The 11,852-nt window shown below is 71.0% G+C and carries 11 protein-coding genes and 1 pseudogene; 4 read left to right on the top strand and 8 right to left on the bottom strand.

Going from position 1 to position 11,852, the window contains the following annotated elements; all coding sequences use genetic code 11:
* From HF576_RS07010 to HF576_RS07020, 3 genes are read left to right on the top strand one after another with little or no spacing between them, the layout of a single operon-like run.
* Complete coding sequence (locus tag HF576_RS07010; RefSeq protein ID WP_168911982.1) at nucleotides 1-1,248, top strand: cytochrome P450; 1,248 nt, start codon at nucleotides 1-3, stop codon at nucleotides 1,246-1,248.
* Nucleotides 1,245-2,171, top strand: coding sequence for a PaaX family transcriptional regulator (locus tag HF576_RS07015; RefSeq protein ID WP_168911983.1), 927 nt, complete (start codon nucleotides 1,245-1,247; stop codon nucleotides 2,169-2,171). Before HF576_RS07010 ends, HF576_RS07015 begins: the two co-directional genes overlap by 4 nt.
* Nucleotides 2,172-2,230: 59 nt before the next feature.
* Nucleotides 2,231-2,767, top strand: coding sequence for a MarR family transcriptional regulator (locus HF576_RS07020; RefSeq protein ID WP_168911984.1), 537 nt, complete (start codon nucleotides 2,231-2,233; stop codon nucleotides 2,765-2,767).
* Nucleotides 2,768-2,822: 55 nt separating this feature from the next.
* Here the strand turns inward: HF576_RS07020 and HF576_RS07025 are convergent, their stop codons facing one another.
* From HF576_RS07025 to HF576_RS07060, 8 genes are read right to left on the bottom strand one after another with little or no spacing between them, the layout of a single operon-like run.
* Nucleotides 2,823-4,019 (bottom strand): MFS transporter, encoded by a 1,197-nt coding sequence (locus HF576_RS07025; protein WP_168911985.1) that lies wholly within the window; start codon nucleotides 4,017-4,019, stop codon nucleotides 2,823-2,825.
* Nucleotides 4,016-5,278 (bottom strand): 2-hydroxyacyl-CoA dehydratase family protein, encoded by a 1,263-nt coding sequence (locus HF576_RS07030; protein WP_168911986.1) that lies wholly within the window; start codon nucleotides 5,276-5,278, stop codon nucleotides 4,016-4,018. Before HF576_RS07030 ends, HF576_RS07025 begins: the two co-directional genes overlap by 4 nt.
* Nucleotides 5,275-6,321 carry a 2-hydroxyacyl-CoA dehydratase gene (locus HF576_RS07035; protein WP_168911987.1) on the bottom strand — a complete coding sequence of 349 codons (1,047 nt, stop codon included), beginning with the start codon at nucleotides 6,319-6,321 and terminating at the stop codon, nucleotides 5,275-5,277. Before HF576_RS07035 ends, HF576_RS07030 begins: the two co-directional genes overlap by 4 nt.
* Entirely contained in the window at nucleotides 6,318-7,562 is a 1,245-nt protein-coding gene (locus HF576_RS07040) for a CaiB/BaiF CoA transferase family protein (RefSeq protein WP_168911988.1), read from the bottom strand. Before HF576_RS07040 ends, HF576_RS07035 begins: the two co-directional genes overlap by 4 nt.
* Complete coding sequence (locus HF576_RS07045) at nucleotides 7,559-8,701, bottom strand: CapA family protein (protein WP_168911989.1); 1,143 nt, start codon at nucleotides 8,699-8,701, stop codon at nucleotides 7,559-7,561. The genes HF576_RS07040 and HF576_RS07045 overlap by 4 nt, the downstream gene beginning before the upstream one ends.
* Nucleotides 8,698-9,507, bottom strand: a complete 810-nt coding sequence (locus tag HF576_RS07050) for an amino acid ABC transporter ATP-binding protein (RefSeq protein WP_168911990.1) — start codon at nucleotides 9,505-9,507, stop codon at nucleotides 8,698-8,700. Before HF576_RS07050 ends, HF576_RS07045 begins: the two co-directional genes overlap by 4 nt.
* A complete protein-coding gene (locus HF576_RS07055) occupies nucleotides 9,504-10,427 on the bottom strand; it encodes an amino acid ABC transporter permease (protein WP_168911991.1) in 924 nt (307 codons plus the stop codon). The genes HF576_RS07050 and HF576_RS07055 overlap by 4 nt, the downstream gene beginning before the upstream one ends.
* Nucleotides 10,428-10,429: 2 nt before the next feature.
* Nucleotides 10,430-11,332 (bottom strand): transporter substrate-binding domain-containing protein, encoded by a 903-nt coding sequence (locus HF576_RS07060; protein WP_168911992.1) that lies wholly within the window; start codon nucleotides 11,330-11,332, stop codon nucleotides 10,430-10,432.
* Between the two features lie 254 nt (nucleotides 11,333-11,586).
* On the opposite strand from HF576_RS07060, the pseudogene HF576_RS07065 reads away from it, so the two are divergent.
* Nucleotides 11,587-11,852, top strand: a pseudogene (locus HF576_RS07065) (HNH endonuclease signature motif containing protein); the annotation flags it as partial.

The following is an 11,852-nucleotide window of genomic DNA, read 5'->3' on the forward strand; positions in this document are numbered from 1 at the left end:
ATGAGTGCATGCCCCTACTCGGCCGGTGCGGACGACGGCGTCGACACTCGCATCCGCGCGGAGCGCGCGAGCGAATGGACGCCCGAGCAGGACGAGACGTTCGGCAGCGCACACCACCAGTACGCCGAGCTGCGAGCGACCAGTCCGTTCCCGTGGAGCGAGGAGTTCGGCGGGTTCTGGGCGGCCACCACCTACGAGGACGTCGCCTGGATCACGCAGGACGAGCGATTCATCACCTCGGTGCAGAACGTCGTCCCCCACGTGCCCCGCTCGTCACGGCGCCCGCCGCTGCACTTCGACCCACCCGAGCACACCGCCTATCGGCACGCGATCGACCCCGTGATGCGTCGCAGCGTCGTGGCCTCACACGAACCCGCCTTCCGGGCGAGCGCCGAGGAGCACATCGCGTCGATGGTCGCTCGCGGCCGCGGCGACGGCGTGGCGGACTTCGCCGCTCCGTTCGTCGTCGACTGCTTCGCCGCCTATCTCGGCGTCTCGGCCCGGCTCGCCGCACGGGTGCGCGAGATCGGCGTGCGCTACGGCTTCGCGATCCAGGACATGGATGACGCGGTCATCGCCGAGTGCAGTGCCGAGCTGTACGACCTCGCGGAGGGCGTGTACCGCGGGCGCGTGGCAGAAGAGCCCGACCCGGCGACCGACCTCGTGGCGAGCCTGCACGCCGCGGCGACCGATCCGCACAACCACATCACCGAGCGCACCGCCATCGCCACGATCCGCCAGATGATCGTCGCCGGCATGGCCGCACCGCAGGCGGTGCTGGGCAGCTGCATCGTCCACCTCGCCCAGGACGCAGAGCTGCAGACCCACCTGCGCCGGCATCCCGAGGACCTTCCGGCCGCCATCGAGGAGTTCCTGCGCCTGCACGCGCCGTACCGGGTCTTCGCCCGCACGCCCACAGAAGACACCGTCGTGCACGGCCGGCTGGTGCGCGAACGCGAGCCCATCGCGCTCGTCTTCCCTTCGGCCAACCGGGACCCCGGCGTCTTCGACGACCCCGACAGCTTCGTGCTGCGGCGCAAGAACAACTCTCACCTGGCATTCGGGCGCGGCGCGCACCGATGCCCGGCCGCGACGATGGGCCGCGTCGAACTGCTCATCGCCCTCGAGACACTCCTCGCGCGCACCACCGCCTTCCACCTCGACGGCGAGGTGCGGATGATGAACTGGCTCGAGTACGGTCCCCGCGCGGTTCCGCTTCGGATCGAGGCTGGCACAATCGCGGTATGACGGATCGCCTGCTTCCCCGTGACCAGCAGGGGGCCCGCTCCCAGCAGCGGCTCACGGTGCTCCTCGGCGACTACTGGCACCTGCGCCCCGAACCGCTGCCCTCGGCCGCGCTCGTCGAGCTGCTCAGTCTGTTCGACGTCACACCGGCTGGAGCGCGTGCCGCGATCCAGCGGCTCGCCCGGCGCGGGTTCCTGGTGCCGGTGCGCGACGGCCGGACCACCCGGTACGCCGTGTCGCCGATGAGTCGCGACAGCGTCGACGCCCACGTGCGGCTGCTGTTCCAGAGCCACGTCGGTCCGGATTGGGACGGGACCTGGACGGTCCTGAGCTACTCCCTCCCCGAAGAGCAGCGCGGCACCCGCAACCTGCTGCGCGAACTCCTGCGCCAGGCGAGATTCGGGACGCTGCACGATGCGCTCTGGCTGCGCCCGGGCGATGCGGCATCCGTTGTCGACGGCATCCGCCGCTCTCTCGGCGGAGAGGTCGCCGACGACCGACTCGCCGTCTTCGTCGGCGCGCGCCTGTCGTCTCCTGCCGAGGCGGAGCTGGTGGGTCAGGCGTTCGGCCTCGATCGAGTGGCGGCCGCGTACCGGGACTTCATCGACGAGTGGTCGCCGGTCGCGAGGCAGATCGAGCGCGGCACGGGCGACACCGACGGGCAGGCTCTGCAGCAGCGCACGTCGATCATGCGCGACTGGCGCGAGCTGCGCCACGCCGATCCGATGCTTCCGCGCGAGGTGCTCGGCGAGTCGTTCCCGTTCGACGAGGCGCTCGCGGTGTGCTCGGCAGTGTACGACACGCTGGGTGCGCCCGCCGAGGACACGTTCCGCCGCGTGCTCGAGCGCCACGCCCCCGAGCTGGCACCGTTCGCGTCGCACCACACGTTCGCCGGCTACGGCTCTGCATCCCGGCCGGTCTCGTGAGCCCGCGTCGGCGACGTGCGCCGCGGCCGGCCCGTACCGGGCGGGGCTAGGCTGGGATCGTGTCGACGGAGAGCCGAGATCCGCGGGGGACCCCCGCCACCGACCGGCTCAACTACACCGCCTACCGCTTGGCCCGCGCCCTCAACCGCGCCGCCGAGAACACCGCCCTCGCACACGGTGTGACCCTCCCCCAGTTCCTCATTCTTCAGGTGCTCGGCGAGGGGGTCCCGCTGTCGAACGCGCAGGTCGCTCGGCGAACGTTCGTCAGCTCCCAGGCCGCGCACGTGGTCTCGGCCGAACTGCTCGACACGGGTCTGATCGAGCGGGTGGAGCACCCCACGAACCGGCGTGTGCGGCTGGTGCGCCTGAGCGAGACCGGCTGGGACACGCTCGCCAAGTGCGAGGCCGAGATCCGCGAGCGCGAGGACCGGTTGGCCGAGATCATCGGCCCCGACCTGGGCGGCACGCTCGCCGAGGTGCTGGACCGCGCGGCCGACACGCTCGCCGGCGGCTACTTCGGGGATGCGGATGCCGAGGCCGAGGCGGTCGCCAAGCGCCGACGTCCCAGCAGGGGATCGGGGCTGGCTCCGGCCTGAAACGCCGGCTCGGACGGGCCGTGACCGTCGCGGACGGCCGGGCCGACGGCATCCGTCATCGCCTGCGCAGCCGGACGGCCACGAACGTCGCGCACGCGAGGCCGGCGAGGCCGCCGATCCCCAACGCCATCCGGCCGCCCTGGGCGTCGATGACCCAGCCCATGAGGAGCGCGCCGAAGGGGACCATGCCGTAGTTGCCGAGCGTCACCAGTGACATCGTCCGGCCGATCTGATCGGGCGTCACACTGACCTGGGCGGCCGCGTTGAGGATGCCCTGGTAGTACCCGACGCCGAGCCCGAGCAGCGGACCGACCGCGAGCAGTATGGCGAGCGTGGGTGCCGCGGCGCTCAGCAGCAGCGCTGCACCCAGTCCCCCGCACGCGACGATGAGCGAGCGGACCGTGACGCGATCACGTCCTGCGGCGAGGACGCCGCCCACGATCGCGCCGAGAGCGTTCAGCGTGTGCGTCACCCCGACAGCCGTGGCGTCGCCGGCGAACGTGAGGGTGACGGTCGACGTCAGCACGAGCATGAGGTTGAGGGCGAGCAGCGCCACGACCGCGTTGACGACGAGGAGCGTCACCAGTTCGCGAGAGAAGAACGAGGGACGGATGCCGCCGCCCGGCCGATCCGCGCGCCGAGCACGCGGGAACAGCCGCGCGGGGCGGATCGCCACGATCGATGCGAACACCAGCAGGAACGACGCCGAGTTGATCAGCATGCACGCGGTCGGGCCCAGGGCCTGGAAGGCGATGCCGGCCAGCCCCGGGCCGATGGAGCGCGCCGAGGCGAGCGCGATGGTGCTGAGCGAGACGGCGCGCCCGAGGCGCTCCGGTCCGACGATCTCGAAGATGATCGCCTGCGCGGCGACCCGCTCGAACGCGTGCACCGTGCCGAGCGCGCCGACCAAGGCGTAGATCGCAAGGATCGACGGTTCGGGGGCGAGCGTGACGACGGCCAGTCCCGCCACGACGAGTGCCGACGCCAGCGACGTGACCAGCAGGATCGTGCGCGGCCGCACCCGGTCGGCGAGACGGCCCGCCGGGATGCTCAGCACGAGGAGCGGCAGGAACTGCGCGATCGTCACACCGCTGAGCGCCTGCGCGCTCCCGGTCGCCTCGAGCACGACCAGCGACAGCGCGAGGTTCTGGAACCACGTGCCGGTGTTCGAGATCACCTGGCCGCTGAAGTACAGCGAGAAGCGTCCGTTGCCGAACGGCCCGAAGACGCGCAGGTGCGGCGCCCGGCTCATCGCGCGGCCGGCACGCGCTCCCGCACGAAGCCCGCGATCCGCTCCCGCACATCGCCCGTCGCACGCGGGTCGGCGTTGCTCGCGCGGATCTCGAGAACCGGGATGCCGCGCTCCTCGAGCGCCGACGTGATCACACCGGGGGCGGGAGTGTCGTCGGCGACGAGATGCACCACGCCGTCGACGCCGTGGGCGAGCGCCTCCTTGACGTACCACGACGACGACATCGGCGGCACGTACAGCAGGTCGGTGAGCCCCACGAACCGCGCGGCGAGCGTCCTGACGGGGTCATCGCCGTAGCGGACGTAGCCGTCCGCGGCGATCGCGAGGTACATCGACCACACGAAGACCGCGCCGAACTCGTCCTGGAACGACCGGTACATCTCGAGGTCCGACCACAGGCCGCGGCCGATCCACATCAGGCGCCGCCGCTCGCCGGTGCAGACGGCGTGGCCATCGTCGATGCGACGGGCGACTTCGTCGTGGAGGCGCCGCGCGGCGGAGACAGCCCATGGAGTGCCGCGATGCCACTGCGGCACCATGACCGCCGGGATGATGTCCGTCACCTCGACGGGCAGAGGGCGGGCGGATGCCAGCAGGTCGCGCGTGCGCCGGTTCCACTCGGCCTGTTCGTTGGCCAGCGCCATGATCGCGGCCAGCTCGTCGAGGTCGAGGGTGCGACGAACGCGCTGCTCGAGCGTCGCGGCCAGCATCCGGATCTCGCCCTCCAGCAGATCGACGCGGGCCGCCCCGAAGACGTCTTCCCACTCGTGCGCCACACGGTCCCACCAGCCCGCCGGGGCGGGCACGGCGGCGGTGCGCGACAGCAGGAACGTCTCGGTGCCCGGGCGGCGGCCCCACCGCTCGAAGATCTTGTGCGTGACGTCGCCGCTGCGCTCGGCGATCGCGAAGCGGGGTTCGGGCAGCCCTCCCCACGGCGCGAGCTCCGCGGGCAGCTCCTGAGCACCCAGCGGCAGTACGTCGTACTGGCGGCTGTCGTCGGGCAGCCCCTGCGCCGCGACCGCGGCGAGGCTGGCTGCCCCCGCGCGCTTGGCGGAGATGATCGACGACCACCACTGGTTCACGACGTACGGGATTCCGAGAGCCCGCAGCAGCTCGTGCGGGGCATCCGCGTTCGCCAGCGCGATGGGCTCGCCTTCGCGCGCCCGGTCGGCAAGGCCCAGGAACCACTCCTTCTGGAACGCCGTCGCCGCGGCGGCGCTCTCGAGCCGCGGCTGGCCCGCGGGGTGAGGTCCACTCATGCCGGCACCGCCCTCGCGACGATCTCGCGCACGAGGTCCTGGGTCGCTTGCGTCTCGCCCCCGGGCGCCACGCGCACGCTGACGAACGGTATGCCCTCGAGCGCATCACGCTGATCGGCGAGGTCCCACAGCGGCGCCTCGTCGAGCTCGCGGATGATCGCGGCCACGGCGTCTGCGCCCGCCTCGCGTGCGAGGTCGCGGGTGAACGCGGCGCGCACCCCAGCCGGCGCGGTTGCCGACGTGGTGACGCGGGCGGAGTGCGCCTCGATGAGCCCATCGAGCACGTGCTCCGCGGTCTCGCCGCGCACCGCCTCGCCCAGCCACGCCGCATCGCCGGTGTCGTGGTCCTCGCTGACGATCACGCAGCGGCCATCGCTCTCGAGCTCGCGATAGCACGCGGCGTCAGGGTGGGAGGAGCCGGTCACGTGGACCCTGATCGCACCCGGCGGGGTGGGTCCCGCCTGCGCTCCGGCGCTGTCGAGGCGCGTCACGGCGTCGGCGGGCGCCAGGCGCGCCGCATCATGGATCGCGGCGAGCGCGTCGGCGCCCGTGCACAGCGAAGGGTGGGCTCGCCGGCGGGAACGCAAGCGGCCCAGCGCCTCGCCGACGGCCGCCTCCGCGTCCGCCGCGGCGGCGAGGGATGCGTCGTCCCAGGCGCGCCCCGTCACGGTGCCGCAGAACGCGGCGAGCGTCTCGAGCTGAGAGCGCGCGAACCGGCGCGCAGGCTCGGAGGCTTCTCTCGGCATGTCGAGCAGGTGCACCGGGACCTTCGACGTCGTGGCGCGCAGCACATAGAAGAGGCGCAGGTGGGCCTGGGAGTCGTTGCACACGATCAACGCGTCCAGCGGCTCCGCGCCGTTGCGCAGCTCGGTGAGCAGGCGCGCCACGGCCGCATCGGTCGCGCCGAGAAGCTGCTGCGCACCGGGGTCGATGGCGCCGGTCCATGACCCCGTCAGGCGATACGGGCGGGCGCCGAGCGCGAGGAGCAGCTGCCGTGGCACATCGTTGCCCACGACGCCGATCACGGGTGCGCTCGCGGTCACAGCACCCCGTCCTGACGCAGCTGCGCCACTCGCTCGGCGTCATAGCCGAGCAGGTCGCCGAGCACCCCGTCGGTGTGCTCGCCCAGTCCGGGCGCGGGCTTGGACAGGTCGGCGCGGCTGCGCGAGAAGACCACGGGGAGCCCCGTGCCGTACAGCCCCTCGAAGTGGCCGAACTGCGGGTGCACCAGCGGAACGACCTCGCCTCTGCCGGTCACGATGTCGTCGCGCACGGCGGTCGCCGTGTCGCGTACCGGGGCCGCGGGGACGCCGTTGTGCTCGAAGGCCGACAGCACCTCCGCCGACGACCGGGTACGTGCCCACTCGCTCACCAGCGCGTGCAGCTCGTCGGCATTGTCGACGCGCGCATCACGCGAGGAGAAGCGCGGGTCGTCGACGAGCTCGGGCCGGCCGATCGCGGCGAGCGTGCCCTCGGCGAAGGCGTCGGTCGGTGCGCAGATCGCGAACCACCCGTCGACGGACTGGAACGTGCCGAACGGTGCCAGGCGAGGCACGACCGCGCCCGTCCGCAGCGGGAACCCGACCGACTCCAGGGCGTCGAACGGCTCGCAGGCGACGAGCGACGTGAGGCTGCCGAGCATCGAGACGTCGACGTGCTGGCCCTCACCGGTGCGCTCGGCATCCATCACGGCGGCGAGCGTTCCGATCACCGCGAACAGCGGCGCCACCAGGTCGCCGATCGGCAGGCCGAACCGCACCGGAGCGTCGCCGGGCTCGCCGGCGGTCATCATGACGCCGCTCAAGGCCTGGATGATCGTGTCCATCGCCTTGCCCTCGCCCGGTACGCCCTGCGCGCCGAACCCGCTGATCGAGGTGTAGACGATGCGTGGGTTGATCTGCTGCACGGCGGCGAAGTCGATGCCGAGGCGCCGCGTGACGCCGGCGCTGTAGTTCTCGACGACGATGTCGGCGTGGCGCACGAGATCGAAGAACACCTCGCGGCTGGCGGCGTGCTTGAGGTTGAGCGTGATGCTCTCCTTGCCGCGGCCGCGCGCCATCATCGACACCGACATGTCGTCGGGCCCGGTGCGGCGCAGCTGCAGCCCGTCGGCGGTGACATACGGCGAGTTGTTGCGCGACGAGTCCCCGCCGCGCTCGGGGTTCTCGACCTTGATGACGCGTGCGCCGAGGCTCGCGAGCAGCAGCGTCGCGTAGGGGCCCGCGAGCGCGGTGGTCAGATCGATCACGGTCTTGCCCGCAAGGGGGGCGTCAGGATTGCTCATCGTGTGCTTTCCCCCGCGCGGACGACGAGTCGATCGCCGTCCCACGCGAGATCAGTGGCGAAACCGGCGTGTGCCGTGATCGTGCGCAGGTAAGAGGCGACCTGCTCGCCGCGCTCGGAGCGCCCGACGGGCACCGGGCGCGCCTCGTCGTCGATCCAGCACGGCAGGAGCGCCGCGCGCACCTCGCCGCCTTCGATCACCAGTTCGGCGATCGCGGTCTGCCGGCTCTCGGGGTGGAACGGATACTCGGGCATCGCGGCATCCGGTTCGAAACCGAACAGACGCCGCCGCTGCCGCGCCCACGCCACGCGCTCGGGCGACCCCTCCGGCGAGACCGAGAGGGCGCTCGTCACGGTCGCGAAGTTGCCGAGGCCGTGGAAGATCGCGCGACCGCGATAGACCTCCACGCCCTTCGCGATATGCGCGTGATGCGCGATCACGGCGTGGGCTCCGGCATCCACCACCGCATGCGAGACCTCGATCTCGTAGTCCGCGATGTCGGCGGGGACGTGGACGAGGCCCTTGTGCAGCGCGACGACGACGATCTCCGCGTGGGCGGCGGCGACCTCGACGGCTTCGCGGAGTCGGGCCAGGCTCGTGGGCTCCGCATACGTGCGCACGCGCGGCGGTCCGCCCGGGTTCGCGCCTCGCACCTCGTAATGCGTGATGACCTCGACGTACGCGGCGCCCGGCTTGAGACTCGACGCCCACGTCTCGCGCGGACCGACGCAGTTGACGCTCAGCACCGCGACACGAGTGCCGTCCACGTCGGCGATCACCGGCGTGAACGCCTCGTCGAGATTCTCGCCGACGCCGACCGTGCGCAGGCCGCGCTCGGCGCAGTGGCGCACGGTGTCGCGGATGCCCTCGGGCCCGAAGTCGTACACGTGGTTGCCGGCGAGGGTCAGGATGCCGAACCCGGCCTCGGCGAGAGCGTCCAGAGCCGACGGCGGCCCCGGCAGCGCCGGGACATCCGTCGTCTGCACCACCGCCCCATCGGCCTCGACGTCCAGATGCGGGATCTCGAGCTGCCCGATGAGCAGGTCGCTCTCGCGCAGCAGCTCTCGGGCCGGCGCCAGGAGCGGTCGCGCGTCCTCGCGCTCGAGCACCAGGTCGCCGACGGCGCGGATCGTCGTCACGCGCCCACCTCGCGCGCGGGCGTCGCCGCGGTGCGCGTCAGGAAGGTCCGCAGTCGTGTCGACCGCGGGGCGTCGAAGAACTCCGTCGACGGGCGGTCCTCGATCACCTGTCCGTCGGCCATGAACACGCACCGGTCGGCGACGTGGCGGGCGAAGTCGAGCTCGTGCGTGACGACGATCATCGTCATGCCGGACTCTGCCAGGTCCTTCATCACCTGCAGCACCTCGTCGACGAGCTCCGGGTCGAGCGAGCTCGTCGGCTCATCGAAGAGCAGGATGCGCGGGTTCGTGGCCACCGCGCGGGCGATCGCCACGCGCTGCTGCTGGCCGCCCGACAGCTGGCGCGGGTGGGCGTCTGCCTTGTCGGCGAGGCCGACCCGGTTCAGCAGCTCCAGCGCGCGGGCCTTCGCCTCACCCGCGGGCACGCCGTGCACCTTGATCGGCGCCTCGGTGATGTTGCGCAGCACCGTCCAGTGCGGAAACAGGTTGAACTGCTGGAACACCATGCCCATGCGACGCTGCTGCCGCTTCACATCGGCGTCGGTGAGGGGACGGATGCCGTCACGATGGCGTTCGTAGCCGAGCAGCTCTCCGTCGAGGTACATCGCGCCGCCCTCGATCGACTCGAGCTGGTCGATGCAGCGCACCAGAGTCGACTTGCCCGAGCCCGACGGCCCGAGCACCGCGACGACCTCCTGTGCGTGCACCTCGAAGTCGACGCCGTCGAGGGCGACGTTGTCGCCGTACTCCTTGCGCACCCCGACGACCTGCAGCACCGGAGTCACGCTCGTGTTCTGGCCGGTCATGCCACCGCCTCCGTCCGCTCGACGACGCGGCGGGCGACGGCGGCTCGCGACATGCCCTTGCTGAAGTGCCGTTCCACCCTGCGCTGCACGAGCGTCAGTGCGGTGACGACGACCAGGTACCAGATGACGGCGACGAGCAGCATGGGCACCACTTCATACGTGCGGTTGTAGATGACCTGCACCGAGTGCAGCAGGTCGCCCATCGCGATGACGCTCACGAGCGACGTTCCCTTCAGGAGCGCGATCACCTGCGAGCCCGTCGGCGGGATGATGACCCGCATCGCCTGCGGCAGCACGACGCGGGTGAACGAATGCCAGCGACTGAAGCCCATGGCGGCCGCGGCATCCCGCTGTCCGGAGTCGACCGACAGGATGCCGGCGCGGATGATCTCGGCCATGTACGCCGCCTCGTGGAGAGAGAGTCCGATGATCGCGGCGGTGAGCGGCGTGATGAGATCGTTGGTCGGCCAGCTGAACAGCTCCGGCCCGAACGGCACTCCGACCGCCAGGCGCGGCAGCAGGTACGCGAGGTTGTACCAGAAGATCAGCTGCACGAGCGGCGGAACCCCACGGAACACCCCGACGAACACGATGCAGGCCCACCGCAGCGGTGCGAACTCGGCCAACTGCCCGGCGGCGAGCGCGGTCCCCAGGAGCGACCCGAGAACCATGCCCACGATCGTGAGCATGATCGACATGCCCAGCCCCATGAGCACGCTCGGATTGAAGAGGTACTCGCCGACAACGGGCCAGTCGAACCGCTCGTTGGTCACGAGGAAGACGGCGATCTGGACCGTGACGAGCGCCAGCAGGATGCCGACCACCACCCGCCACGGATGGATCCGGCGTCGTGCCCTCGCGGCGTCGATCGATCTGTCGGCCGATGGGTTGCGCACCGGCTGGGTGGTGAGGTCTGTCATCGTCACTCGCTGGTCATCGGGTTGAGCGTGGGTGCGTCGACGGCGGCGTCTTCGATGCCCCACTCGGTCATGATCCGCTCGTACTCGCCGTTCTCGAAGATCGCCTCGAACGCGGCGAGCATCGGCTCAGCCAGGCCGTTGCCCTTGGGCATGAACATCGCGAGCTGGTCGACGCCCGCACCCTGCTCGTCGGACTGGATGATGAACTCGTACGTGTCGGGATCGGAGGCCTGCAGGTCGATCGCGGCGGACTGCGTGGTACCGGCGTAGTCGGCCCGGTCGGAGTTGACCGCGAGGAAGGTCGCGTTGCTGTCTTCCAGGCCGATGAACTCGGCGGGGTCCAGACCCTCGGCAGCGCACCACTCGTTGTACCGGGCGAGCTGGCTCTCGGTCACCGAGCCGGTGACTCCCGCGACCCGCGCGCCACACAGGGCCTCGGGGTCTCCCAGCTCGTCTGCGCGCTCGGCGAGGTAGACGTACGAGGTGCGCGTGGTCATCCAGACGACGGCGTCGAAGTCCGCCTCACGCTCGGGGGTGGTGCGCACCGGACCGTTGAAGGCGTCGAAGCGACCCGACAGCATGCCGGTGAGCATGGCGTCCAGACCCGACGACGTGATGATCTCGAACGGCACGCCCAGCTGCTCGGAGAGCGCGGCCTGCAGATCGGGGTCGATGCCGGTGATCTCGCCGCCCTCTTCGATCGTGCGGTACGGGGGGTGGGTGTCACCGGCGATCTTGATGACACCGGCCTCCTTGATCGCGTCGGGCAGCTGGTCGTACAGCGGCGCCTCGGTCGCGGCATCCGTCTCTGCCGGCTCGCTGTCGGGAGTCGAGGACGAAGAGCAGCCCGCGATGAGGCCGATCACGAGAAGGGGGGCGAGGGCGGCAATGCTCTTGGTGCGCATGAGGACTCCACATCGTTGTGCAGATCGGGTCGTGGCCGGGTGACCACAAGAACATCATAAAAGTTGATGGTTGAGTTTATCAACTATCAATCTTCCCACGGCGCGTCTCTGCTCCGACCTTGTCGCGTCGACGCTGAGGGCGCCGGTTCCTCCACAGGGGTGATCCGGGTGGCGGCTTCTGCGGTTGTCCACAGGGTGGATTGATCGGTTGATCTGGGGGTTTGGATGTCGGTGGCCCTCGCCAAAATGGAGGTATGACCAGCCTCGCCGACGCTCTGGACGAGCTCGGCGACGCGCTCGCGCGAGTGACCGCTGCGGCGATCGCGGAGGGCGGGCTGCGCGGCGCGGACGACCCCGAGGTCTTGGCGGCGCTCGCCGCGGCCGGGCACATCCGGCGGTCCGCGGAAGGGGTGATGGTGGAGGCGGTCGCGGTGATCACCGACCGTGACGGGTCGGCCGCGCATGGCGACCGGATCACCACCCGGCACGGATGCCGCAACACCCGCGAACTCGTGCAACG

It is taken from the genome of Microbacterium salsuginis (assembly GCF_012524205.1).
Taxonomy (GTDB): Bacteria; Actinomycetota; Actinomycetes; order Actinomycetales; family Microbacteriaceae; genus Microbacterium; species Microbacterium salsuginis.

Bases quoted from the DNA above. Each gene is read 5' to 3' on its own strand.
- HF576_RS07010 (WP_168911982.1), top strand. From the start codon at position 1: ATGAGTGCATGCCCCTACTCGGCCGGTGCGGACGACGGCGTCGACACT.
- HF576_RS07015 (WP_168911983.1), top strand. From the start codon at position 1,245: ATGACGGATCGCCTGCTTCCCCGTGACCAGCAGGGGGCCCGCTCCCAG.
- HF576_RS07025 (WP_168911985.1), bottom strand. From the start codon at position 4,019: ATGAGCCGGGCGCCGCACCTGCGCGTCTTCGGGCCGTTCGGCAACGGA.
- HF576_RS07030 (WP_168911986.1), bottom strand. From the start codon at position 5,278: ATGAGTGGACCTCACCCCGCGGGCCAGCCGCGGCTCGAGAGCGCCGCC.
- HF576_RS07040 (WP_168911988.1), bottom strand. From the start codon at position 7,562: ATGAGCAATCCTGACGCCCCCCTTGCGGGCAAGACCGTGATCGATCTG.
- HF576_RS07050 (WP_168911990.1), bottom strand. From the start codon at position 9,507: ATGACCGGCCAGAACACGAGCGTGACTCCGGTGCTGCAGGTCGTCGGG.
- HF576_RS07055 (WP_168911991.1), bottom strand. From the start codon at position 10,427: ATGACAGACCTCACCACCCAGCCGGTGCGCAACCCATCGGCCGACAGA.
- HF576_RS07060 (WP_168911992.1), bottom strand. From the start codon at position 11,332: ATGCGCACCAAGAGCATTGCCGCCCTCGCCCCCCTTCTCGTGATCGGC.